Source organism: Arenibacter nanhaiticus (assembly GCF_900141935.1).
Lineage (GTDB): Bacteria > Bacteroidota > Bacteroidia > Flavobacteriales > Flavobacteriaceae > Arenibacter > Arenibacter nanhaiticus.
In genome coordinates, this window is sequence record NZ_FQYX01000021.1 from 38,353 (window position 1) to 61,740 (window position 23,388).

Genomic DNA, 23,388 nt, shown 5'->3' on the forward strand with positions numbered 1-23,388 from the left:
TTATAACTGTTTATACAAATCTATTTGGGGGTACTCCTACTGTAGTAAAAATATATTGCCGCGACCACCCTTAGTGAAATTTCCTGCTAGGCACTTTTGATTTATGGAATTCTGCTATTAAACGAATTAAAAATTTATGAGTAAAGCGATTTATATTGCCACAACCGGACCTAATACGGGTAAATCTATTGTTTCATTGGGCCTTATGCATATGTTGCTGGGCAAGACAGCAAAGGTTGGTTATTTTAGGCCCATTATAGACGATTTCAGTCCAGGTGGTATGGACAACCATATCAATACCATGCTACATCATTTTGATCTGGATTTGAAGTTTAAAGAGGCCTACGCCTATACCAGATCGGAGATCATCGCTATGAAAAACAAAAATAGGGATGAGGAAATTATAAGTACCATCATAGCAAAATACAAAGCGGTAGAAGACCGCTACGATTTTGTGTTGGTAGAGGGAACCAGTTTTTCCGGGGAAGGATCTATTATAGAATGGGATATCAATGTGCTTATAGCCAAAAATTTGGGTATTCCGGCCATTATAATCAGTAGTGGGGTAGGGAAGACCATGGACGATTTTGTGGGTACCATGCATATGGCCTATGATTCTTTTAAGGAAAAAGGCGTTGAGGTACTATCGGTTATCGCCAATAAGGTACAACCAGAAAACCTATCATGGGTTATCCGAGAGCTACAGGGACATTTGCCTAATCAGGTGCTGATCAATGCTATTCCTATGAATCCTGCTTTGGCAAATCCTTCTATCAAGGAAATTGTCAAGGAATTAAATGGGAAGGTTTTGTTTGGAAAATCTTTTGTCAATAACCAGGCAGGTGCTTTTAGTGTAGGAGCCATGCAATTGCGAAATTATATTATTCACCTTAAAGAAAATAGCTTGGTGATAACACCGGGAGATAGGGCCGATATAATATTAGGAGCTTTACAGGCAAACATATCTGCCAATTACCCCAACATTTCCGGGATTGTCCTCACCGGAGGCTTAATGCCCGAGGAGCCCATAATAAAATTGATAGAAGGCCTGTCTGAGGTAGTTCCTGTTATTTCGGTTCCGGGAGGGACTTTTGCGGTCACCAATAGCATAGGCAATATAAAGCCGATGATCTATGCAGAAAATACCCATAAGATTACGGCCTCTATCCATGACTTTGAAAAATATGTGCCGGTAGAGGTGTTGGCAGAGCGGCTCATTACTTTCCAGGCGAACGGTATTACCCCAAGAATGTTTCAATACAACCTTTTGAGAAGGGCACAGGCCAACAAAAAACACATTGTGCTCCCCGAAGGATCGGACGATCGAATTTTAAAGGCAGCCTATAAGTTGGTAGAATCCAATGCGGTAAGGTTAAGCTTGCTAGGAGATAAAAAACAAATAGAGGAATCCTTATCCAGATTGGAATTTTCCTTGGATCTGTCGGGCATAACGATCATAGACCCTAAAAAGTCGCCTGATTTTGAGGACTATGTGCAGACGTTGTACAGCTTGCGGAAACATAAAAACGTCAACTTGGCTATGGCCCGCGATTTAATGGAAGACGTTTCTTATTTCGGGACCATGATGGTTTATAAGGGACACGCGGACGGGATGGTCTCTGGGGCAGTGAATACCACCCAGCACACCATCAGACCGGCATTACAGTTTGTAAAAACCAAACCAGGGGTATCGGTAGTATCCTCTATATTTTTTATGTGTTTAGACGACCGTGTCACCATTTTTGGCGACTGTGCCATTAACCCAAATCCGACCGCCGAACAATTGGCGGAAATTGCCATTTCTTCGGCGGAGAGCAGTCTCGCTTTTGGGATAGAACCCAGAATAGCCATGCTATCGTATTCTTCCGGGGCCTCGGGACAAGGGGCCGATGTCGATAAAGTACGTACGGCAACGGAAATCGTAAAAAAATTACGCCCCGATTTAAAGGTAGAAGGTCCTATTCAATACGATGCGGCCGTAGACGAAAAAATAGGGCAGAGTAAAATGCCGAATTCCGAAGTGGCGGGAAAAGCCAGTGTATTTATTTTTCCCGACCTGAATACCGGTAACAATACCTATAAGGCCGTGCAACGAGAAACAGGAGCTATGGCTATAGGACCTATGTTACAGGGCCTCAATAAACCGGTAAACGACTTAAGCCGAGGCTGTACCGTAAACGATGTGATCAATACGGTCATTATAACAGCCATCCAAGCACAGGGCATTTAAAAACAAATAATTAAGAGGCTGTATATAGGCTCTTAACATTAAAAAATAAGCATGAAAATATTAATCCTCAATTCTGGTAGTTCGTCCATTAAATATCAACTGATCCAAATGCCGGCAAAAAAAGTTCTTTGCAAGGGAATGATCGATGCGATAGGCAATAAAAATGCGGTTACGAGTTATAAATCCGATGCTGTAGATATTAAAGAAAAGCAGGAAATTCCCAATCATAAAGTAGGTTTGCTAAAAATAGCAGATCTATTATTAGACAAAGATAAAGGAGTGATAAAAGACAGCAATGAAATTGCTGTTGTTGGGCATAGGGTGGTTCACGGCGGAAATTCTTTCTCTAAAACGACCCTGATAGAGAAGGCGGTAAAAGATAAAATTAAACAACTATGCGCCTTGGCGCCATTGCACAATCCGCACAATTTGGAAGGCATTATCTTGGCCGAAACTATATTTACTGCTGCCAAACAGATCGCGGTTTTTGACACCGCCTTTCACCAGACCATTCCGGTCAAGGCAAAAAAATATGCCATTCCCAATGAGTTCTATACCGAGCACGGAATACAAGTGTATGGTTTTCATGGAACCAGTCATAAATATGTTTCAGAAGTGGCCAACGATTATTTGGAAAACAAAAAAGCTAAGGTTATTACGGTGCATTTAGGCAATGGCTGTAGTATGACTGCGGTATCCGAGGGAAAAAGCATAGATCACAGTTTGGGGTTTACCCCTTCGAACGGACTTATTATGGGGACCAGGTGCGGGGACATCGATCAGACCATAATTTTTCATTTGGTCAAAACATTGGGCTACAGCCTAGAAGAAGTAAACACACTTTTGGTTAAAAAAAGTGGTATGTACGGACTCACTGGATATTCCGATTTAAGGGAGATAGAAGCTGAAGCCGAAAACGGAAATAAGGCCTGTATGCTGGCCCTAGAAATGAATGCATATCGCATAAAAAAATATATTGGGGCTTATACGGCTGCTATGAACGGATTGGATGCCTTGGTTTTTACGGCCGGAATAGGAGAAAATTCCGCTACCCTTAGGGCCATGGTATGTCGTGATATGGACTATATGGGACTTCATTTAGATGCTGCTAGAAATGACGCTAAAAAAGCAAGTATAAGGGAAATAAACACCCCTACAGCGAAGGTGAAAATTTTGGTGATCCCTACTGATGAAGAATTGGAAATAGCGAAACAAGCCCATGAATTATTAGGGCAGTTGGTGTAGTGTTTTAAAGGAGACGAGCATGACCGAAAACTGTTCGCAAACACGAATTCAATTATGCTTATTACATGCTTGTACTGAGCGAAGCCGAAGTATGACCTTTAAAAAATAATAAATAGCTACCTAGAAATCAACGTACAAACCATTTATAATAGGATTTTGCTAGAAACTATGAAATGACTTAAATCATATCATATAAAAATTAAAACGAATAGTTTTGAGATGAATTTTGAGTTAATAACAGCGGGTATATATATAAGGAAATATGGATAGTGAGGGAATTACCGGGGCAGCATTGCATTTAGAATACCTACAATGGAAAAAGGAATTAGACCATTGGGAAGAAGAGCTATATTCTTTAGAGCACCGTTTGGAAGAATTGAGAAAACGCTGGAAAAATCAAAATTTATTGGCCCAATTAGAGCATTATCAAGGTGAGTTTATATTGCAAAAGGAAGATTTAAACGGGTTGCGGCAAGATATCGGAAAACACAAAGCTATGGTCAGCGAACAGCAAGTTCAGGACGATAAGCCAATCCATACGCATCTACACGAGAGTCATCTCGAAATAAAGAGTGTAATAGCTTTAAAATTACCTGAATACATGAAACTCAAAAAGGATTTTTTCTACTTTCTGAGCAAACATATGTAGGATGGGAATTAGGCCGATTTATCGAGGTCTTGAAGGGAGTTTTCAATATATTTTAATTCTTCATCAAAGGCCCTCACTACTATTAAGTATCCTCCTTTGTGCAAGGTCCTTAGGAGCCTTAGGGCTTCCTCTTCCTTAAAGTCAAGCCCACGCAAAATTCCATAGGGGCCACTGGACATAGCGCCTAGTTTTTTGCCATCTACCTCGTGTAAAAAAATAGGAGCCAATGGTCCGGCTATATAGATGGTTCCTATTTCTGGATTGTAGAAAAAACCGAAATGCTTCGTGGTTCTTAAGGTTTTTTTCCAATGGGTCTCCAAGGATATTTTTTCATTTAAAAGCGTAGTTTCATCACTAAAGGCCTCGGTGTCCAATTTCCCAAGAACAGACAGTTTTGAGTCCATAGCGCTATTTTCCCTTATGATCATAATAGCTTGTTCTATTTGCCATAAATGGTGAAACGCTTTTATTAGAAAGTGTTTTTTTTTCCTTTTTTTGGTGCTTGGTTTCATAATTTTTGTGGTATAAAAAACCAATTGGGGCAGTATTTCATTGTTAAGATAAGAAAAAAGTTCGATTTTTTGAATGATTTTGAGGATTTACATTCCTTATAGTACCTGATAAAAATCATTCCAAGTTGTTCTTTTCCCTTGTAGTTTTGTGATAACAGAGAAAGTAATATATCCATTTTAAAACCAAACAATCATGCAAAACGATAGCGGTAATATTTTATTGGCTTTATTGACAGGAGCTGCCATTGGAGCTGGAATAGGCATTTTATACGCCCCGGATAAAGGGTTGGAAACAAGAGGAAAAATAAAAAGAAAGGTTTCCAGTGCTACACACGATATCCAAGAACGTATCCATCATGCCAAGGATGAGTTGACAAAATCTGCTCATGAAAAAAAAGTAGCCTTTGAACAAAAACTAGAAGAAAGTATGTCCAATATGAGCTATAAGGCAGACGATATGATAGCGACCTTGGAGCGTAAGCTAGAAGAGCTTAGAAAGAAAAATGCCCAATTCCAAAAATAATGCCATCTGGCTAGGCTAGCCTTGTGGTAAAACCTTTTTAAAAGAAAGGGTGTTTTACGGTCATACCTAATTTCCCCTTAGCTACTAAGGGTAAAACTGTTATTGGTCGTATGGATGTATTAAAACAACGGTTTCCTTTCCCCTAAGGAGTACTCCTAGAAATAGTTTTTTTAAATTTAAGAAGCTGCAAATCAGGTAGTAAACCTGTTTAAGGACCTTATTTTTTTAGGAATGAACATTCAAAAAATTTTCTATTGGTCCCTTATTCCCCTTTTTTTACTAATAAATATAGGTCTTGGATCTTGGGGGCTTACAGAAAGTAGCGAGGCCAGATATGCGGAAATTAGCCGTGAAATGGTATTGAACCATGAGTACCTGCATCCTACACTGTTAGGGATAAAACACTACCATAAACCGCCCATCACTTATTATATTACGGTAATGGGGTATCAGATTTTTGGGATCAACGAGTATGGAGCCCGATTTTTTCTGAGTGTGGCCTTGGTGTTTCAGCTGTTATTGGTCTTCAAAATTTCAAAACTTTTATTTAATGATCTAAAGGTAGCCCTCGCTGCTGCCATCATATATTTTTCTTTTCCCATAGTGCTGATTGCCGCTAGGGTATTGACTACAGATGCTTATATGGCAACCTTTGTTATATGGAGTGTTTATTGGATATTGTGTTATAAAAAAAACCGAGCTCCCCGCTATTTATATGGGTTTTTTATAGTATTGGCACTGGCCTTTTTAACAAAGGGACCCGTGGCAGTGCTACCGGTGGTAATATTCCTGGTGGTGTGGAAAGTGCTATACAAGGAGACTATTGCTTTAACGATTCATCATTATCTCGGATTTGTTTTGTGCTTGTTGTTGTCTAGTTCTTGGTTCCTTGCCGTTATGACCAATACCCCTCATTTTTTAGACTATTTGATCAATGACCAAATCATAGCACGGTCCTTAACTGCCGAGAAATTCCATAGAAACAAACCTTTTTGGTATTACCTGATCTTGGCGCCATTGGTGGGGTTTCCATGGTTGCCCATTATGGTTGTTTGTACTGCCCGGGCGTATAAAAAATATTTAAAGAATAAAACCCTTCCTTTAGTGTTGCTTTGGACCATTGGGAGCTTGTTTATACTATTTTCGGCCTTTTCATCGAAGCTAGTACTTTATATTTTACCACTGTTTTCGTTTATGGCCATACTGTCGGGATACCTTTTCTTTTTAATCCCCTTCGATAAAATTAAGAATTACAGCCTATTTTACGGGCTGCTAATAGTGGTGTTGTCGCTCTTTTTGATCTTAGGGGATTTTATAATGGAGATACGTATAGATGTTAGGTACTCCCTTATGCTGGCAGTGTTTTTAATCTTGGGTCTTGGGATACTTTATTATAATACGAGCTTGCAAAGACATTATAAGTTGATGGCCTTTAGCCTGCTTTTTACCATTGGCCTTGTCCTAAGTTATCCGTTATTTGGGTCAAAAAATCCGAATACTATTAATACGATCAAGAATATAGTAGCCTTGGCCAAGGAAAAGAAGGGCGATTCTATTGGGCACCTCATAGCCTTGGACGTTTTTATACCCTCGGCATCCTTTTATCTAAACCAAGATATCATCACTGTCAAGGGCAATACTACGAGGGTAAGGAGGGATATACAATTTGAGGAGGATACCTTGTATCGGGAAAATTTATTGGATATTTCCCATGAGAAAGAACTGCGAAAATTACAGCAATTGATGCAAGCGAAAAATACGGTGTTACTAGTTCGAAAAAAAGATACGATTTCCGATTTCCTATGTGATCAGATAGAGAACTTTAAACATCAAATCGAAATTGATCAATGGCGTCTGTATTATTGATCCCTTGTTAAAAAAATAAAACCCTTATAGTACTTTTGTTTCTATTACAGAAACGGGAATACTGTAAGGGCCGTATTCAAAGTTTGGAAATACTATGAAATTTCTATTTTTTTAGGTTTGTTGGTTTTATTTCCTTCTTTTTTAGAGAGAATACATGTAAGAATTCCGTCCTTATAAGTAGCTTTAATTTCTTCATCAAGGACATTCTCGGGTAATTGAAGCGATTTTTTAAAGGAGGTATAGCTAAATTCCCTTCGACTGTAATTCTCCTCTTCCCGCTCCTTGGAACTCGAATTTTGTGCCGAGATATTGAGACATCCGTTGTCTATCTCAATTTCAAAATCCTTTTTGGAATAGCCCGGTGCCGCCAGCTCTATTTCAAAACCATCCTTTAGTTCTTTAATGTTCATGGCCGGTTCTTCCATGATATCCCACCATCTTCTGTCGGTAAAGAACTCATTTGTATTAAAAAACTCTTGGGGCAAAAGATTGGCCCAAGGTCTTCTGTTGAACTTTATAAGTGACATAACATAATATTTTAGGTTAAACAATTCTTTCTTTAGGTATCGCAAATTACTACCAACAAGGAAGATATAATATGATATGGGTCAGTTGATAGGGCTGTTTTTACCGTTATTTTTGAGTTATCTTCAGCGGCAGCGGCCATTAGTTCCATTTTATAAACTTTACGAGGGCCTGTATTTGCTGTTACAAACTTTATAACGGTCGTATGTCTATAGACAATTTTGGAATTAACGGACTTACCGATGACGAGGTACGCCTTTCTAGGGCTACTCATGGCCAAAACCGATTAGATTACAAGAAGGAGAATCGATTTTTAAGTATCCTAAAAAGTTTGGCCAAAGAGCCCATGGTCATATTATTGTTGGTGGCCTCCTTTATTTATTTTATCAGTGGCAACCTCGGCGATGCTATCTTTCTTGCCATGGCCATTGTATTGGTAGCATCTATCTCTTTGTACCAAGATACTAGAAGCCGCAATGCTTTGGAGAAGTTAAAACAGTATACCCAGCCTCATTGCAAAGTCATACGAAATGGGACGGTCATTGAGATAAGGAGCGAGGAATTGGTCATCGACGATTGTCTTATGGTAGCGGAAGGCAGTATTATCACTGCCGATGGGCGCATTCTACATTCCAATGATTTTTCAGTGAACGAAGCTACCCTTACGGGGGAATCTCTTTCGGTATACAAGGATGCCGGCAAGAAAGACAATATAGTGTATTGTGGTACTACGGTAGCCAGCGGTTTGGCCATTGCCAGGGTAATCGCCATAGGAAACAATACCCGATGGGCTGCCATAGGCCAAGGCTTACAAGACATGCAAGAAGAAAAAACACCCTTGGAGTTACAGATTCAAAATTTTGTAACAAAGATGGCGGGAGCGGGAACGGTAGTTTTTCTAATTGTGTGGGGACTCAATTTTTTCTATTCCCAAAACCTATTGGACAGTTTATTAAAGGCACTGACCTTGGCAATGAGTATTTTACCAGAAGAAATTCCCGTTGCCTTTACCACTTTTATGGCTTTAGGAGCTTGGCGATTAATGAAAATGGGGATTGTAGTAAAGCAGATGAAAACCGTTGAAACCTTGGGGAGTGCTACCATTATCTGTACCGATAAAACGGGGACTATTACAGAAAACAAAATGGATTTAGCCAGAACTTATGATATGTCCACTCAAAAGGTGCGGAGTTTGGAAGGGCCAATGGATGCTGCCGCCGAACACTTGATAGCGATGGCTATGTGGGCCAGTGAACCTATACCCTTTGACCCAATGGAAAAGGCACTTCACGACTGCTATTCGCAGCGGATACCGGTAGACGAGCGCGTACATTATAAAATGGTGCATGAATACCCTTTAGGGGGTAAGCCGCCGATGATGACCCATATCTTTGAAAATGCTGCCGGCAATCGCATCATTGCCGCAAAAGGGGCTCCCGAGGCTTTTTTAGAGATTTCCCAGCTAACAAAAGAACAGCAACAACAGATTATAGAAACGATTCGGCAATTGGGCCAAGATGGGTATCGGATATTGGGGGTGGGGGAGGCACAGTGTAAAGAGCATCATTATCCCAAAAACCAACAAGACTTTCCTTTTCATTTTATAGGGCTCGTCGCCTTTTACGATCCTCCCAAAAAAAACATCCCATCGGTATTGGAAGATTTCCATAAGGCCGGAATTGTGGTAAAAATAGTGACCGGGGATAATGCGGTAACCACCACAGCCATCGCTAAACAAGTGGGGTTTAGAGGGTACGAAAAAAGTATGACAGGAGACCAGCTCATGGAGCTCAGCGATGCCGCATTACAGGAAAAAGTGATAGAAATTCAGGTGTTTACCAGAATGTTTCCCGAAGCTAAACTACGCATCATAAATGCCTTAAAGGCCAAAAATGGCGTGGTGGCCATGATAGGGGATGGCGTAAACGATGCTCCGGCACTCAAAGCATCTCATATTGGCATTGCGATGGGCAAAAAAGGAACGGAAATAGCCAAAGAGGCTGCCTCCTTGATTTTGGTCAATGACGATTTGGCGAAAATGATCGATGCCATTGCCATGGGAAGAAAAATATATACCAACCTAAAAAAAGCCATACAATACGTTATTTCTATCCATATCCCCATTATTCTGGTGGTGTTTGTGCCCTTGGCACTGGGGTGGACCTATCCCAATATTTTTACCCCTGCACATGTCATCCTTTTGGAGCTGATCATGGGGCCTACCTGTTCTATTATTTATGAAAACGAACCCATGGAAAAAAATACCATGGTTCAAAAACCCAGGTTATTTACCACCACTTTTTTTAAATGGAAAGAGTTGATAACGAGTATTGTTCAGGGGCTTGTAATAGCGCTGGGTGCTTTGTGGGTCTATCAACTGGCCATAAAGTACCAATATAGCGAAGAGAGTACCCGTACCATGGTATTTGTGGTATTAATTACGGCCAATATATTCCTAACCCTGGTGAACCGTTCCTTTTATTTTTCTATTTGGGATTCCTTGAAAAATAAAAATAAGCTGCTGCCTGTCATGATCGGAATAACCATCCTTATTACGGCCCTATTGCTCTTTGTAAAGCCTTTTACCCAGTTCTTTAAATTTGAAACCTTAACTATTTTTCAATTTTTCTGTAGCAGTATGGTTGGTTTTATAACCACCATCTGGTATGAAATAGTAAAATGGAGGACGCGTATAACAACAGCAGCAGTCTCCTAATGGCTGTTGTTAAACGAATCGGCTTTTTACAGTTTTATCCCGTAGGCCAAATCACCTGCATCGCCAAGGCCTGGATCAATATAACCCCTGTTGGTCAATTTTTCATCGATGGCGGCAATCCATAAATGGGTGTCCTTTGGGAAGACTTTTTTGATGTGTTCAATACCTTGTTCCGAGCCAATTATGGCAAGAATATGGATTTGTTTGGGTCTTCCGTATGCTTCAAGCCCCTGTAGGACATTTTCCAAAGACCTACCAGTGGCCACCATAGGATCGGCCAAGATCAGGGTTTTATTTTCTAGAGATGGCGTAGCGAAATACTTGACAATGACTTCAAAATCATCTTCATCGCCTTCGTGATGTCTATAGGCAGAAATAAAGCCATTTTCGGCCCCGTCAAAATAATTAAGAAGCCCTTGGTGCAGGGGAAGTCCGGCTCGCAGTATAGAACAAAGCACCAAATCGTCCGTAGGCAAGGACATTTCCTTGGTCCCCAGGGGAGTCTGCACCGTTTTCTTGCTATAACGAAGTTCCTTACTTAACTCATAGCTTAGAATTTCACCAATACGCTCAATATTACGCCTAAACCGCATGGAGTCTTTTTGGATGTTTACATCTCTGAGTTCGGCTACGAATTGATTAAGAAGGGAGTTTCCCTCGCCAAAATAGTGGACAGTCATAAGAAAATGAATTTTGGCTAAAATACAATTTTTTAAAAGGTCCAAAAATTGTTTAACCTCCTTTTATATTATAAAAAGCCAGGGTGCCATAAAACCTGATAGACTCCCAATTCCTTCATCAATTTTATTGTTTTTGTTTTGGGCGTTCCCCTAACGGGGCGCTCTTTCCGCTGTATCTTTTTTAGCCGGCAGGGCCGCCCAAAAAAGGATGCCGCTGCAATAGCTAACGCTTTTTCAATAAGCAATAAACAGTTAACAATAAACAATTAACAGTAAACAATTATCAGTGTTGTACAGGAAGTACAGATTGACAAAAAAAGAACTTACATATCCCGTGTGGAAAATAATGGAAGTAACCTGACCTTAAAAACCCTCTACGATATCGTAGAGAAAGGACTAGGAGGAAAGGTTAAAATTTCAATCGAATTATAAAAAGTAAATTTTACGACAACGGCTTCCGAGGGTTGTCATTGCGCTAATGGTTGTTTTTCTATAAATAATTACCGCTGAAGTCAGGGACTACCGTTCAAAATGACTTTTGGTAAATATTGAACAAATACATTTTTAGTTATATGATAGAAATAAAGTAACCAGCAAGCATTGAATGGTAAGCAGTTTTCAGAAGGACCGCACGAAAAATGCAACGACTTACATTTGTAGTAAGGAGCCAGATGGCGCGGTGGCCTTAGCTGCAGTCATTTTCAATAAACAATAAATAGTTATCTTGTTATCCTGTTATGAAGTTATACGGATAACCTGCAGCTCATCAAAAAGTTGACCGATCCTATTTACTAAAAGGTTGAATCATACGGATTCCCCCTGACCGTGTGTCGCCAAAGCTTTTGCATCGGCGCAAAGGGGGAGCAATCATTACGTCAGGAGTGATTTTCCGTAGCGTAGCAAGGAAAATAGTATCGAGAACAGGATTACAACATGTCTTTTATTAGAACTGAAGACATAAATGCCCCTAAAAGTCGGGAGACTTTGCGGAGCGGGAAGGGCGTTGATTTGAAAATTAGGGATTATAAAAATGCCGCAATTGTTCTATGTAACCATTAATTAGATTAAAAAAGAAATTGACCGCTAGTGCGAGCGTCACGCTCGTACCGGCAAGAGTAAGCCGTGTAGGAAGTAGAAAATGAAATTCACATAGCCGAAATCGTGTTTGCGACGCGGTCTCAGTCATGCTCATTTCAAATTAACCCATTATCAAATCTTCAAATGAACCAATTGATTCATTCCCTCATTGTTACATTGATTCATGAACCCCGCGTTAGGGATCGCGGCGGCATCCCCGCAGCGGAGCAAGGGATATAGCCAAGAGCCCGCCCGACGAAGGAGGGAACGCCCAAATTAAAAAGCAAATGGGCAGCTAAAACATAAAGGGCCCAGTTTTAGGAAGCATGGGTTCGTAGCAATATAAATTCGCTGATATTGGTAAGGTCGATAGCACCGCTGAATTTATTCTTATCGGTGACCGGAAAAAAGTTCCTTTTCTCGCTAGCGATCATCTCCATAACCTGTACCAAATCTGTGGAGGCTTCAAGGGTCTTAAAGGAAGCCTGCATAATTTCTTTGACCTTTATAGAGGGGGTGTGGGCATGTTTTATAATGTCTTTGTGATATACGACACCAACGATTTTTTCATGGGCCATGACAACAAAATCCTTTTCGGTCCCGGCCAAGACAACATCAATCACTTCCTGTAAGGTGTTGTCGGGGTGTAGAAGGGTTATTTTGGTAAGCATGGCCTCTTTTATTGTATGCCCTTGAAGGAGCGATGTTTGTTTCACCATTTTATTCTCCCCATAGGCGCTGATAAAAATAAAAAAGGCAATCAATATTAAAAAGGGATTGATGAGCACCCCTAGCATAAAAAAGAATACTGCCAGTAATTGCCCCAAACTGCTGGCTATGGCGGTAGCTTTTACCCGCCCCATTTTATAGGCCAATAGGGCCCTAAGCACCCTGCCGCCATCCATGGGGAAGGCTGGAATTAGGTTAAAGAGTACCAACATGGCGTTGGCCAAAAACAGGTAGAAAATAAACCCCTGAAAATTGGGTGTTTTTAATAGGAGCTCTATTCCGGCCTGATCCATGCTTAAATATTTTGTAATGGGAAACAACAAGATCAACAACAGGGCTATGACCACATTAACGGCCGGTCCGGCCAGGGCGACCAACAATTCCTGACCCGGTTTTTCGGGCATTTTTTCGAGAGAGGCGACACCTCCTATGGGTAAAAGGGTAATTTGATGGGTCTTTATCTGAAATTTTCTGGCGGTTAGGGCATGGCCCAATTCATGGAGTACCACACAGAAAAAAAGTACCAGCACAAAACCTATATTGAATAAGGCGCTGAGCAGGTTTCCACCTCTTTGGGAATCGAGAAAAACGACCCAGAGCAACAATAAACTAAAGGTCCAGTGTACCTCAATTTTTATGCCTGCCATCCTACCCAATTTTAAAGTGCCTTTCATAGTATATTGCTTATGCCGGTTTTACAAGCGGTTTTCGAGGCATCACAGGAATATAGCCCCCAACCAATATGGTAAAGGAGGCTAAAATACTACGGTACCTATTTAAACGGCGCTTGATTTTTGCCAAAGTTATTTTGTCAAATAGCTTATAATCAAAAGTTAAAGTATAGAAGATACACCCTTGGTACAATGACTTTAATCATATGCAAGGTAAGCGGATAGGTTTACATTTGAGAAATACGAATTTAAAATGAAAAATATTATCACTCTTACCGTAAATCCGGCGATCGATAAGAGTACTACGGTTGCTGGTTTAAAACCTAACAGCAAATTGCGCTGTACTAGCCCGGTGTTTGAAGCTGGGGGAGGTGGAATTAATGTGTCCCATGTGCTGAAAGAGCTGGGAGGATCGTCCTTATGTATGTATATGGCCGGAGGGGCGACCGGCAATCACCTCAAGGACATTTTAATAGATCTGGACATTTCCCAAAAGGTGATCCCTATAAAGGGGTGGACAAGAGAGAACCTTGCCGTTACCGATACCGTTCAGAACCATCAATACCGTTTTGGAATGCCAGGGCCCGAAGTGTCTGAAGGGGAATGCCAGGAGGTGTTACAGGAATTGGAGTTGTTATTGGAGGAGGGCGATTTTTTAGTGGCCAGCGGCAGTCTTTCACCAGGTATGCCCATTGATTTTTACGCCAAAGTTGGACTAATTGCCCAAAAGAAAAAGGCTAAGTATGTCTTGGATACTTCTGGCGAAGCATTGGTTAAAGGTGCCACGGCGGGGGTATATATGTTAAAACCGAATTTAGGGGAACTCAGCACTCTTTGCGGGGTACAGACCATGTCTTTTAGGGATCTGGAGGCCTCGGCAAAAGTGTTTATGGACCATACTCCCTGCGAAATCCTGGTTGTTTCTTTAGGGGCACAAGGTGCGCTTATGGTTACCAAAGATGAGGTAGCCTATATTACCGCTCCTATTGTATATCAGCAAAGTACCATTGGAGCCGGAGACAGTATGGTTGCCGGCATGATTTTTCGATTGGCCATGGGCGGTAGCCATATGGAAATGGCCCAATTTGGTGTCGCCTGTGGTACGGCAGCGACCATGAGTGCGGGAACACAGCTCTGTAAAATGGATGATATAGAACCCCTATACCAGTGGATTCAGAAAAATACCGATAAATCTTCGAGAATAAGATTTTAAAGTTGAGGTGTTTTGTGGTGGCTCGTATTGCCAAACTGACGGTTCTCTTAATCTAGCTAATAAACCTAATACATGAAAGCAATGGAGTATTATTATCATACTATACTTAAGAATACCAACTTTGAAGAAGCTATCGCCACCACCAAAAAGGCTTTACAAAAAGAAGGCTTTGGGGTGTTGACCGAAATAGATATGAAGGAAACGCTAAAGAAAAAATTGGATGTTGACTTTTATAACTATATGATATTAGGCGCCTGTAACCCTCCCTTTGCCTACCAGGCCCTGCAAGCCGAAGATAAAATAGGTACCATGTTGCCTTGTAACCTGATCGTACAGGAAAAAGAAAAAGGCCTCATAGAGATCGCTGCTGTAAATCCGGCTGCATCCATGATGGCGATAGAAAATAACAGTTTGACTAAAGTAGCCCAAGAAGTAGGGGAGAAACTGCAAAAGGTTATTACAGGCTTAGGACAAGGCTACCTTTAAAAACTTTCCAAAAACAATTTTCGTGGTCTGTAGTGAAGTCACAGAGGTTTACTTTTGTGCTACTGATCGGGAAGGTGGCGACGATGAGGGCTGCCCTTCTTTATAAGCTTTGAAAGGTAGTCAGCAAGGATTTATACTTACAATCATACTTTAATTCATAGGTCTTAAGACAAATTTGGGCAATACCTTCTAGGCTTTCCCAAAGGAAGCACTCCCAATAGTAGGCTAGGAAAATCATTTTATAAAAATATAGGGACGATGGTAGTAGCCATGATGTCCCATCTTCTTCTTTTTCTTAGGGGCTAATTGTTCTTATCTCCCATCCCTTGTTTTCTACCCATACTGCAATAAGGTCTTTGGAGATAATTTTTGCGCCAATAAAGGGTGTTTTATATCTTTTTTTGGTCATTTGTATGTTATCTCTTTTAGTGTAAAATTCTAGGATTTCCCCCGAGGAATCTAACAAAACATCATGAAATTTAAACTCATAAATTTTAAGCTTAAACTCGTTTTCTCCTTTTAAAGTTTTGTCAAAAAGCACTCCGGTTGTTTTGCCGTTTTCGAAAGGATATATATTTAAATATTCCGCTGCTACCACTATATTTCCTTTGGTATCGATAAATCCAAATAGGGGAATGCCATCTTCCATTTTTTTAATCATACATCGTCCATCCCTAAACATGGGGTATCGTACCCCGAGCACATTTAATTTGTCGTCTTTGGCATCCTTTGTCCAGTGTAAATCGTTTCTAAAATCAATGACCAAGGCACCTTTTTTGTCAATAAACCCCCATTGGTTTCCTTTTCTTACGGCCGAAAGACCCTCGCTAAACGGGGCAATCTCATCTATTTCGGTAACCATCTGGCCCAACATAAAGAAAGGCACTGTCAGTAGCATTGCTAAAAAGAAGTGTAAACGTTTCATAATATCCGATTTTTTAAGTTAAACTAAAATTAAGGGGACGCGATAGTCAAGACGCCGTCAGTAAAGCGGGAAAGTCTTGATTTAACAAGGCCTAGAGCGTTAATGCCGTTTGTCTGGTTGTAAGGTCTATGGTTGGTTTTAGGAAGGTAAGTAGGCTGTAATCTGATCAGTAAATAATATTGGAAAAAATCATATTCTTCAGCCCTTTAGGCAGTCCGTCACGGATATCCTCCAATTCTCCTAAGGAGACGTGTTTCCTAAGGAATAGAAATGTATTTCGTACATATTTTTCTGCCACTTCATCGCTAAATTCAAAATCGTTTACCGCAGATGGACCGTCATATGCCCTCACCAAATCTAAAAAAGAGGCCATATGTTTAATTTTGGGTTTCTTATTGTGTATATGCGTCCATCCATTAGCGTAAATGGCTTTTAAAAACATGGGCAATTGCGCCATTAATTGCAGGGACTCTTCCATGGGGATAATGTCTCTTAAGGCATGTAAGATAGACGACAAAATTCTACCCGCCTTGTCACGATCTTCGCCAAGATTCATTTCTTGGGCATACGATTTTAGAAACGTATTTCCTTCCGCAGCATATTGATTGAAATTTAGTGACATGAGTTGTAATTTTATTGAATACTAAGGTGGAGAAACTCTGGGAAGGATGAAATGATATTGGTCATTTTCAGTGTTAATTCTTCCTGCTATTTTTAGCTATTGGCACATTTATTTTTGAATTTCCCCGAAAATGCACCTTTAACAATAAGATTGTAAAGTGCTTGGTCACTAAATTCTTGGAAAGAATGCTAAAAACTGATGTTATGAAATTAGCATGACGGGGAACTGCTCGCAAATATGGATTTAGCTGTGCGAATTAGATATGTCCGTTAAAAAACTATAAATAGAAAAAGATGAAAAAAATATTGGTACCCGTAGATTTTTCCGAACATTCCGAATATGCCTTGGAAGTGGCCTGTAGAATGGCCAAACAAAATGCGGCAGAGATCGTAGTGCTGCACATGCTGGGCATTACGACAGTAGTCTATAATACTGGGGAAGCACAAGAAATGGCAGAAGCCAATTACTATATGAAATTGGCAAAACAGCGGTTTAAAAAATTCTTGGACAAGGAGTATCTAAAGGGGATTAAGCTTACCGAAATCATTCAAAATTACAAGATATTTAGCGAAATAAACCAAGTGGCCCAAGAGCAGCAAATAGACCTTATTGTAATGGGGTCTCATGGCAGCAGCGGCTTAAGCGCTCTTTTTGTGGGCTCTAATACCGAAAAGGTAGTACGTACTTCCCGAGTGCCTGTTTTGGTGATTAAAAAGCATTTGCCCGATTTTAAACTGGAAAGAGTGGTCTTTGCCTCCGATTTTGAAATGGAAAGCATTCCGGCCTACCGAAAGGCCGTGAGTTTGCTTCAAAGCTTGGGGGCCAAGCTACACCTGCTATATGTAAACCTTCCCAACGGAAAATTTAAAAGCAGCAAAGAAATGGAACTGCTGACAGCGGAATTTCTACAGGAAGCGAATAAGGGCGATTTTAAAGAAAATCCGCCTGTGGTATATGAATGTGCCTTTAGTATAGAACGGGGTATTTACCACTATAGCCATAAAATAAAAGCCGATCTAATTGCGCTGACCACCCATGGCCACAGGGGGATGACCCATTTTTTTAAAGGAAGTATTGGGGAAGATATTGCTAATAGGGCCGATGTGCCCGTGATGACTTTTCTAATTTATTAGTACCGGTAGCAGGGATAACCATGCTTTATGGTTTAGGAAATATTCAAGGCCATATGAATCATTTCTGTAAAGGAGCTTTCCCGTTCATTGGCCGTCGTTCGTTGGCCAGTGACCAGAGAATCGGAGATGGTTAATATAGCGAGCGCCTGAACCCGGTGTTATGCTGCTATGGTATAGAGGCCGGCCGCCTCCATTTCTACACAAAGCACACCATAGGAGGCCCATAGTTTATAGGATTCGGGGTCGTCTTCATAGAATTCGTCAGAAGTAAGGACATTGCCCGCTTTTACATTTAAATTATTTTTGTTGGCATAGTTGGCGGCTTTTAGCAACAACCCAAAATCTGCAGTCGGTGAAAAATCGGCATTGATAAAACGGGAATTGTTGATGCCCGAAGTAGACGAGGCCGACATGGCCAATACGATATCCCTGATATGCACATCTTCCTGATATGACCCGGCAGACCCTACCCGGATAAGACGTTTTACATCATAGTCCGTTATGAGTTCATGACAGTAAATTAAGGCCGATGGGATTCCCATGCCACTACCCTGTACCGATATTTTCTTTCCTTTAAAACTGCCGGTAAACCCTAACATTCCCCTGACATCATTGTAACAAAGTACATTTTCCAAAAATGTCTCGGCAATCCATTTTGCCCGCATAGGGTCACCGGGCAATAATACAGTCGAGGCAATGTCTCCTTTTTTGGCTTCAATATGAATACTCATACCCTTATCTTAATTTAAGGGGGAAATCATGCTAGTTTCTCATGGGACTTCTAAAAGTGAAGCCGCTGCCCCCCAATTATATTTAATTTTTCTTCCTGTTTTGATTTTTGTTTTCTTCAATAGTTAAATGGTCGGTACTACTAGCTACTGTACCGTGAATTCCTTGTATAGGATTGTTTATTAGTACTATGCGGATGCCCTTAGGCTGCATGAACTAGCGTATACAGTTATTGCATGGGGCATATAAATAGGATTTTGAATGCTATCAGGCTAATACAAAAAGACTATGATAGCGGATTTTTAAAATAAAGAAGGCCTAATTTTGTATATTGATTGTTTTTTTACCGGATTTATTAAGAAAACTGCCCCTATTGTATAAAAATAGGACGTTCCTATGGGGTAATTCATGATTGTAATCAGTTCCTCCCCCGCTAAACCGCGGGAATACCGGACGATATGACTTTTTGCTACAATAAAAGATACTACTCACCTCAATTGGTTAAAATCAAAAGAACCCGGCCTATTTTAATTTTCGTAAAAAATCAAGTGCTTTTCACAGCGGCTGCCGGAAGCCGTCCAAAGAGCATTTCACCCTTGTGAAAGCGGCCTGGGCGGTGCGGCCGTGCAAAGTGCGTAGAATTGTCCAATGAAGGGGCTAATTAGCAACCTGGCCATCGCTACAGCTGGCTCCTCATTCCAAAGGTACACAGTACCTTTGTCTATCGGCCCTAGTTCGTTTTTTATTCATGGCTTGTCTATTGTTTTTTAAAGGAATTCATGAATGCTCCGCATTTCATCAATGGAAAAAATGAATAGGACCGAGAAGGAAATGCAACGACTTGCATTTACGCCGAGGGGCCAGCCGGCGCGGTGGAGAATGCTGAAGCTATCAAGAACTGTCCTTAAAAAGAAAAAATCCAATGAAAAAACAAAACACTAAATCGCAGTTTATAAAGACAATATTATTGTAGTCATATGATAGTAAAAAAATTAACTTTGAATTATGAAAAGTTTTCTAAAAAACAGTAATATTTTTAATTTACTTTCCGAAGGAATTTCTGAGGGTATCATTGTGGTTAACCAATCTCAGGTCATTGTAGCCACGAATTCTTCGGCCGAAGAGATGTTTGGATATGAAAAGGATAGTTTACTTGGCCAACCCTTGAACCTTTTAATACCCATGAAATATCGCCACGCCCATGGGGGACATTTTAACCATTTCATGGATAAAAGTGCCAAAAGGCAAATGGGGCATGGTCGCGACCTGTATGGGATCCGTAAAAACGGGGAGGAGTTTCCGGTAGAAGCTGGACTTAATCCTTTTGAGATCTATGGGGAAACCTATGTGATGGCGCTAGTGATTGATATTACGGAACGAAAACGAAAGGAGACAGAATTAAGCCATTGGGCAAAAATCTTTGAAGACTCCTTAAGTGAGATCTATATTTTTGATGTGGAATCCTATAAGTTTATCAATGTCAACAAAGGGGCACAGAAAAACATGGGCTACACCTTGGAGGAATTTAAAGCCTTGACGCCTTTAAATATAAAACCAGAGCTCAATGAAGAAGAATTCGGAAAACTTTTAAATCCCTTATTAAAACGGGAAGAATTAAAAATTAAGTTCGAGACTTCCCACCTGCGCAAAGATGGCAGTTTGTACCCTGTTGAGGTACACTTACAATTGTCCAATATGGGCGATAGGGAGGCCTTTGTGGCCATGGTTCTAGATGTTACCGAAAGCAAGAATTATACCGAACGATTAGAAAAAACAGTAGAGAAGAGAACAGAACAGCTCACCATTGCCTTGGCCAAGGAAAAGGAACTTAATGAGTTAAAAACAAGGTTCTTGTCCTTGGTTTCCCATGAATTTAAAACACCATTGAGCAGTATTCTTACCTCTGTTACCCTATTGTCTAAATATACCCAAACAGAACAGCAACAGAAGCGAGATAAGCACGTAAATACTATAAAAAACAAGGTAAGACAGTTAGATACTATTCTTAGTGATTTCTTGTCCGTAGAACGCCTAGAATCCGGGAAAGTAAACTATAAAATAGAAATGTTCCCCCTGAGCAAATTGGTCAATGAAGTAGTCTACGATGCCAATATGCTGTTGAAACCAGGGCAAAAAATAGTATATCCGGAGAATATAGATAATATCATTCTTAATTTTGATGAGAAAACCTTGGAATTGGTATTGTCCAATCTAGTACATAACGCCATTAAATATTCCCCCGAAAATTCTATCATTACCATGGAAGTTACCCAAGAAAAAGAGGGAATAGTGCTTCAGATCATCGATGCCGGTATTGGGATTCCGGCCAAGGAACAGAAATATATTTTTAATCGTTATTTTAGGGCCGAAAATGCCTTGGTCAACCAAGGTACTGGGATTGGACTGAATATAGCAAAGCAGCATCTAGAGAATTTAGGGGCTTCTTTATATTTTTTTAGTGAGGAAAATAAAGGATCTACTTTTACGGTTCGTATCCCCGTAAATGTTGAAGAAAAAATTAGCAAATGAAGAAAATACTTTTAATAGAAGATGATCTCGCTTTAAGAGAAAACACCGCCGAGCTATTAGAGCTCTCGGGATATGAGGTAACCACGGCTTCCAATGGAAAAATTGGTATAGAAACTGCCATGGAACTACTGCCCGATCTTATTGTATGCGATATTATGATGCCCGAAGTAAATGGATACGGTGTTTTACAAGCTATTTCGGAAAAGGAGGCCACCAAAAATATTCCTTTTATTTTTTTATCGGCAAAAACCGAACACAAGGAAATAAGAAAGGGAATGGATATGGGGGCCGACGACTATCTGACAAAACCTTTTGAGGAAGAAGACCTTATCAGTGCGGTAGAGAGCCGTTTGGCAAAATCGATTCTTTTATCAAGATTGGGGAACCAAGCTGCCTCGGAAACATCCCATACCGGGGATAGGCTGAACAACCTTGCCCAATTAAAGCTTTTTTTTAGCGAAAAGGGGCAAACGACAAGCTACAAGAAAGGCGAAATGATTTTTAATGAGGGCGAACCTTCCAATAGAATTTATTTGATTCTAAATGGTCTTGTGAAATGCCATAAAATGGATGAAGATGGGAAGGAATTGATTACTTCTCTGTATAAAAAGGAAGATTTTTTAGGGTTTACCTCATTTTTGGACAATATTCCTTATCAAGAATCGGCCACGGTCATAGAAGCGGTACAGCTGGCATGGACCACCAAGGACACCCTAAAATCTATTCTAGAAGAAAACCATACGCTTTCTATGGAATTGATGGAGTTGTTTTCGGATAACCTTACGGAAATTAAGGGACAATTACTACATATGGCCTACAGTTCGGTGCGTAAAAAAACGGCACAGACCCTGCTGCAGTTTGCAGAAATATTAGGCAAGGATACCGAAGAACCCATAAAGATCTCAAGGACAGATTTGGCCAGTGTAGCCGGGATTGCTACCGAAAGCCTTATCAGAACCCTTTCAGGATTTAAGAAAGAAGGGTTGATCGCCATAGAAGGTAGAAATATTAGAATTGTAGAGTTAAAAGCCCTTCAATACGTAAATTAAGGAGCTATTTTATATCAATGCCCTCTTTTTCGAAGCCTTGAGAAGAGGGTATTGATCCTTGACCGAAAACAAGGAAAAGCTGTCTTTTTCCCTTTATAAAAAAATTAGCACCCGTTCCAGTCGGAGTACTCTAAAAGGGTACCTTAATTATTGCAGCTTATTTTTTATAAATTCCCCACATATAAAATAGTTAGAATTAAGTATATAGATGTCAGAATTGACCTATAAATAGATTTTTCTACTGCGCTTCTTTTCTAAGGGAGGAGAAACTTTTTTGAAAAGTGATTTTTATCATGTTTTTGAAATACCCATAGTTCTACATTTGACCGTGAAGCAGTTTTTAATGAAGAACATATTAATACCAACAGACTTTTCGGAAAATTCTTGGAATGCCATCCAGTATATTGTGGTATTGTATACCCATACGCCTTGTAATTTTTTTTTATTGCATGTAAAGGATGAGCAGTCCCCTTTATCGGGGGAATTTTCTTTGGATACATATAGGCAAGGACAAGGGGTAGCTTTAAAGGACTTTTCTAGTGCCACGGTAAAGATGGGGCTATTGTTAAAGCAATTACGACAGAACCAATTACATACAGAGCACCATTTCCGAAGCATTCAAGATAATGGCAACCTAGTAGATGCCATAAGGGGCAGGATAGACAACTTAAAAATAGACCTTATTGTCATGGGAGCTAAGGGGATTAATGTTAAACAATCCCTATCGACCATTATCGGAAGCAATACCAGGGATGTGTTGACCAAAGTGCGCTGTAATACCATGGTGATTCCAGAAAAAGTGACTTTTAAGATTCCTAAGGAAATTGTTTTTCCAACAGATTTTACCACTTTTTATTCCTTTCAGTTCTTAAAAACCATGGCCGAAATCTTGACCATTAGCCAATCTACCCTTCGCATTATGAATGCGTCTAAACTCAACGGTAATTTTACAGAATACCAATCGAGTAACAAAACCTATTTGCGCGATTATTTGGAGGAATCTTTTACCGAGACTCATAGTTTTCACGATTTCACCCATGTAAAAATTACAACGGCTATTCAAGATTTTGTCGATTGCAAAAAGGCAGAAATGATTTTGATGGTCGGAAAAAATGTGAATTTTCTCCAACAATTATTCTTTAAAGCAAAGACTGAAAACAATAGCTATTACACTACTGTGCCCCTTTTAGTAATTCATGGCTAAGAGCTTACCCTAGCTTCTTGGCCTGATATAAATCATTGTTTCCACTTCTTTATAAAAGTATTTTTAAATGGATTT

Annotated in this window: 18 protein-coding genes and 2 pseudogenes; 13 read left to right on the forward strand and 7 right to left on the reverse strand. The window is 40.2% G+C overall.

All coding sequences use genetic code 11. The features are described 5' to 3' along the window. The first annotated feature begins 136 nt into the window (after positions 1-136). The 3 genes from pta (at position 137) to BUA16_RS12505 (ending at position 4,124) form a co-directional block, all read left to right on the forward strand. Entirely contained in the window at positions 137-2,230 is a 2,094-nt protein-coding gene (pta, locus tag BUA16_RS12495; RefSeq protein ID WP_072765088.1) for a phosphate acetyltransferase, read from the forward strand. Between the two features lie 51 nt (positions 2,231-2,281). Next, complete coding sequence (locus BUA16_RS12500; RefSeq protein ID WP_072765089.1) at positions 2,282-3,475, forward strand: acetate/propionate family kinase; 1,194 nt, start codon at positions 2,282-2,284, stop codon at positions 3,473-3,475. A 262-nt stretch (positions 3,476-3,737) separates the two neighbouring features. Then, complete coding sequence (locus BUA16_RS12505; protein WP_072765090.1) at positions 3,738-4,124, forward strand: hypothetical protein; 387 nt, start codon at positions 3,738-3,740, stop codon at positions 4,122-4,124. 8 nt (positions 4,125-4,132) lie between these two features. Here BUA16_RS12505 and BUA16_RS12510 read toward each other — a convergent pair whose 3' ends face one another. Continuing rightward, positions 4,133-4,636 (reverse strand): hypothetical protein, encoded by a 504-nt coding sequence (locus BUA16_RS12510; RefSeq protein WP_072765091.1) that lies wholly within the window; start codon positions 4,634-4,636, stop codon positions 4,133-4,135. A 193-nt stretch (positions 4,637-4,829) separates the two neighbouring features. Here BUA16_RS12510 and BUA16_RS12515 point away from each other — a divergent pair, with 193 nt between their 5' ends. Then, positions 4,830-5,159, forward strand: a complete 330-nt coding sequence (locus BUA16_RS12515) for a YtxH domain-containing protein (RefSeq protein ID WP_072765092.1) — start codon at positions 4,830-4,832, stop codon at positions 5,157-5,159. A gap of 231 nt (positions 5,160-5,390) precedes the next feature. Then, a complete protein-coding gene (locus tag BUA16_RS12520) occupies positions 5,391-7,025 on the forward strand; it encodes an ArnT family glycosyltransferase (RefSeq protein ID WP_072765093.1) in 1,635 nt (544 codons plus the stop codon). Positions 7,026-7,117: 92 nt separating this feature from the next. Here the strand turns inward: BUA16_RS12520 and BUA16_RS12525 are convergent, their stop codons facing one another. Continuing rightward, on the reverse strand, positions 7,118-7,552 hold the full coding sequence (locus tag BUA16_RS12525) for an Hsp20/alpha crystallin family protein (RefSeq protein WP_072765094.1): 435 nt from the start codon (positions 7,550-7,552) through the stop codon (positions 7,118-7,120). A 203-nt stretch (positions 7,553-7,755) separates the two neighbouring features. On the opposite strand from BUA16_RS12525, the gene BUA16_RS12530 reads away from it, so the two are divergent. Further along, positions 7,756-10,266: a cation-translocating P-type ATPase gene (locus BUA16_RS12530; RefSeq protein WP_072765095.1), complete on the forward strand. Its 2,511-nt coding sequence runs from the start codon at positions 7,756-7,758 to the stop codon at positions 10,264-10,266. Between the two features lie 26 nt (positions 10,267-10,292). On the opposite strand, the gene upp is transcribed toward BUA16_RS12530, so the two are convergent. Continuing rightward, on the reverse strand, positions 10,293-10,946 hold the full coding sequence (gene upp / locus BUA16_RS12535; RefSeq protein WP_072765127.1) for a uracil phosphoribosyltransferase: 654 nt from the start codon (positions 10,944-10,946) through the stop codon (positions 10,293-10,295). Positions 10,947-11,252: 306 nt separating this feature from the next. Here upp and BUA16_RS19155 point away from each other — a divergent pair. Beyond that, positions 11,253-11,378, forward strand: a pseudogene (locus BUA16_RS19155) (transcriptional regulator); the annotation flags it as partial. A gap of 962 nt (positions 11,379-12,340) precedes the next feature. Here the strand turns inward: BUA16_RS19155 and BUA16_RS12545 are convergent. Continuing rightward, positions 12,341-13,399 carry a site-2 protease family protein gene (locus tag BUA16_RS12545; protein WP_245795564.1) on the reverse strand — a complete coding sequence of 353 codons (1,059 nt, stop codon included), beginning with the start codon at positions 13,397-13,399 and terminating at the stop codon, positions 12,341-12,343. 277 nt (positions 13,400-13,676) lie between these two features. On the opposite strand from BUA16_RS12545, the gene BUA16_RS12550 reads away from it, so the two are divergent. Together BUA16_RS12550 and BUA16_RS12555 are read left to right on the forward strand one after the other, a co-directional pair. Then, positions 13,677-14,636 (forward strand): 1-phosphofructokinase family hexose kinase, encoded by a 960-nt coding sequence (locus tag BUA16_RS12550; protein ID WP_072765098.1) that lies wholly within the window; start codon positions 13,677-13,679, stop codon positions 14,634-14,636. Between the two features lie 81 nt (positions 14,637-14,717). Beyond that, a complete protein-coding gene (locus BUA16_RS12555) occupies positions 14,718-15,122 on the forward strand; it encodes a DUF302 domain-containing protein (RefSeq protein WP_072765128.1) in 405 nt (134 codons plus the stop codon). Between the two features lie 295 nt (positions 15,123-15,417). Here the strand turns inward: BUA16_RS12555 and BUA16_RS12560 are convergent, their stop codons facing one another. Beyond that, on the reverse strand, positions 15,418-16,047 hold the full coding sequence (locus BUA16_RS12560) for a WG repeat-containing protein (protein ID WP_072765099.1): 630 nt from the start codon (positions 16,045-16,047) through the stop codon (positions 15,418-15,420). Between the two features lie 166 nt (positions 16,048-16,213). Further along, complete coding sequence (locus BUA16_RS12565; protein ID WP_072765100.1) at positions 16,214-16,669, reverse strand: DUF2267 domain-containing protein; 456 nt, start codon at positions 16,667-16,669, stop codon at positions 16,214-16,216. A 293-nt stretch (positions 16,670-16,962) separates the two neighbouring features. Between BUA16_RS12565 and BUA16_RS12570 the strand changes: the two genes are divergently transcribed. Beyond that, positions 16,963-17,802 (forward strand): universal stress protein, encoded by an 840-nt coding sequence (locus BUA16_RS12570; RefSeq protein WP_072765101.1) that lies wholly within the window; start codon positions 16,963-16,965, stop codon positions 17,800-17,802. 32 nt (positions 17,803-17,834) lie between these two features. Here the strand turns inward: BUA16_RS12570 and deoD are convergent. Beyond that, positions 17,835-18,533: pseudogene (deoD, locus tag BUA16_RS12575) on the reverse strand (purine-nucleoside phosphorylase). Between the two features lie 1,003 nt (positions 18,534-19,536). Here deoD and BUA16_RS12580 point away from each other — a divergent pair. From BUA16_RS12580 to BUA16_RS12590, 3 genes are all read left to right on the forward strand, one after another. Beyond that, entirely contained in the window at positions 19,537-21,060 is a 1,524-nt protein-coding gene (locus tag BUA16_RS12580) for a sensor histidine kinase (protein ID WP_072765102.1), read from the forward strand. Next, positions 21,057-22,109 (forward strand): response regulator, encoded by a 1,053-nt coding sequence (locus tag BUA16_RS12585; protein ID WP_072765103.1) that lies wholly within the window; start codon positions 21,057-21,059, stop codon positions 22,107-22,109. Before BUA16_RS12580 ends, BUA16_RS12585 begins: the two co-directional genes overlap by 4 nt. Before the next feature lie 343 nt (positions 22,110-22,452). Beyond that, entirely contained in the window at positions 22,453-23,313 is an 861-nt protein-coding gene (locus tag BUA16_RS12590; RefSeq protein WP_072765104.1) for a universal stress protein, read from the forward strand. Positions 23,314-23,388: the final 75 nt, after the last annotated feature.

What these genes read in the sequence shown, in the direction of transcription:
- pta (WP_072765088.1), top strand. Translation starts at nt 137, where the DNA reads ATGAGTAAAGCGATTTATATTGCCACAACCGGACCTAATACGGGTAAA.
- BUA16_RS12500 (WP_072765089.1), top strand. Translation starts at nt 2,282, where the DNA reads ATGAAAATATTAATCCTCAATTCTGGTAGTTCGTCCATTAAATATCAA.
- BUA16_RS12505 (WP_072765090.1), top strand. Translation starts at nt 3,738, where the DNA reads ATGGATAGTGAGGGAATTACCGGGGCAGCATTGCATTTAGAATACCTA.
- BUA16_RS12510 (WP_072765091.1), bottom strand. Translation starts at nt 4,636, where the DNA reads ATGAAACCAAGCACCAAAAAAAGGAAAAAAAAACACTTTCTAATAAAA.
- BUA16_RS12515 (WP_072765092.1), top strand. Translation starts at nt 4,830, where the DNA reads ATGCAAAACGATAGCGGTAATATTTTATTGGCTTTATTGACAGGAGCT.
- BUA16_RS12520 (WP_072765093.1), top strand. Translation starts at nt 5,391, where the DNA reads ATGAACATTCAAAAAATTTTCTATTGGTCCCTTATTCCCCTTTTTTTA.
- BUA16_RS12525 (WP_072765094.1), bottom strand. Translation starts at nt 7,552, where the DNA reads ATGTCACTTATAAAGTTCAACAGAAGACCTTGGGCCAATCTTTTGCCC.
- BUA16_RS12530 (WP_072765095.1), top strand. Translation starts at nt 7,756, where the DNA reads ATGTCTATAGACAATTTTGGAATTAACGGACTTACCGATGACGAGGTA.
- upp (WP_072765127.1), bottom strand. Translation starts at nt 10,946, where the DNA reads ATGACTGTCCACTATTTTGGCGAGGGAAACTCCCTTCTTAATCAATTC.
- BUA16_RS12545 (WP_245795564.1), bottom strand. Translation starts at nt 13,399, where the DNA reads ATGGCAGGCATAAAAATTGAGGTACACTGGACCTTTAGTTTATTGTTG.
- BUA16_RS12550 (WP_072765098.1), top strand. Translation starts at nt 13,677, where the DNA reads ATGAAAAATATTATCACTCTTACCGTAAATCCGGCGATCGATAAGAGT.
- BUA16_RS12555 (WP_072765128.1), top strand. Translation starts at nt 14,718, where the DNA reads ATGGAGTATTATTATCATACTATACTTAAGAATACCAACTTTGAAGAA.
- BUA16_RS12560 (WP_072765099.1), bottom strand. Translation starts at nt 16,047, where the DNA reads ATGAAACGTTTACACTTCTTTTTAGCAATGCTACTGACAGTGCCTTTC.
- BUA16_RS12565 (WP_072765100.1), bottom strand. Translation starts at nt 16,669, where the DNA reads ATGTCACTAAATTTCAATCAATATGCTGCGGAAGGAAATACGTTTCTA.
- BUA16_RS12570 (WP_072765101.1), top strand. Translation starts at nt 16,963, where the DNA reads ATGAAAAAAATATTGGTACCCGTAGATTTTTCCGAACATTCCGAATAT.
- BUA16_RS12580 (WP_072765102.1), top strand. Translation starts at nt 19,537, where the DNA reads ATGAAAAGTTTTCTAAAAAACAGTAATATTTTTAATTTACTTTCCGAA.
- BUA16_RS12585 (WP_072765103.1), top strand. Translation starts at nt 21,057, where the DNA reads ATGAAGAAAATACTTTTAATAGAAGATGATCTCGCTTTAAGAGAAAAC.
- BUA16_RS12590 (WP_072765104.1), top strand. Translation starts at nt 22,453, where the DNA reads ATGAAGAACATATTAATACCAACAGACTTTTCGGAAAATTCTTGGAAT.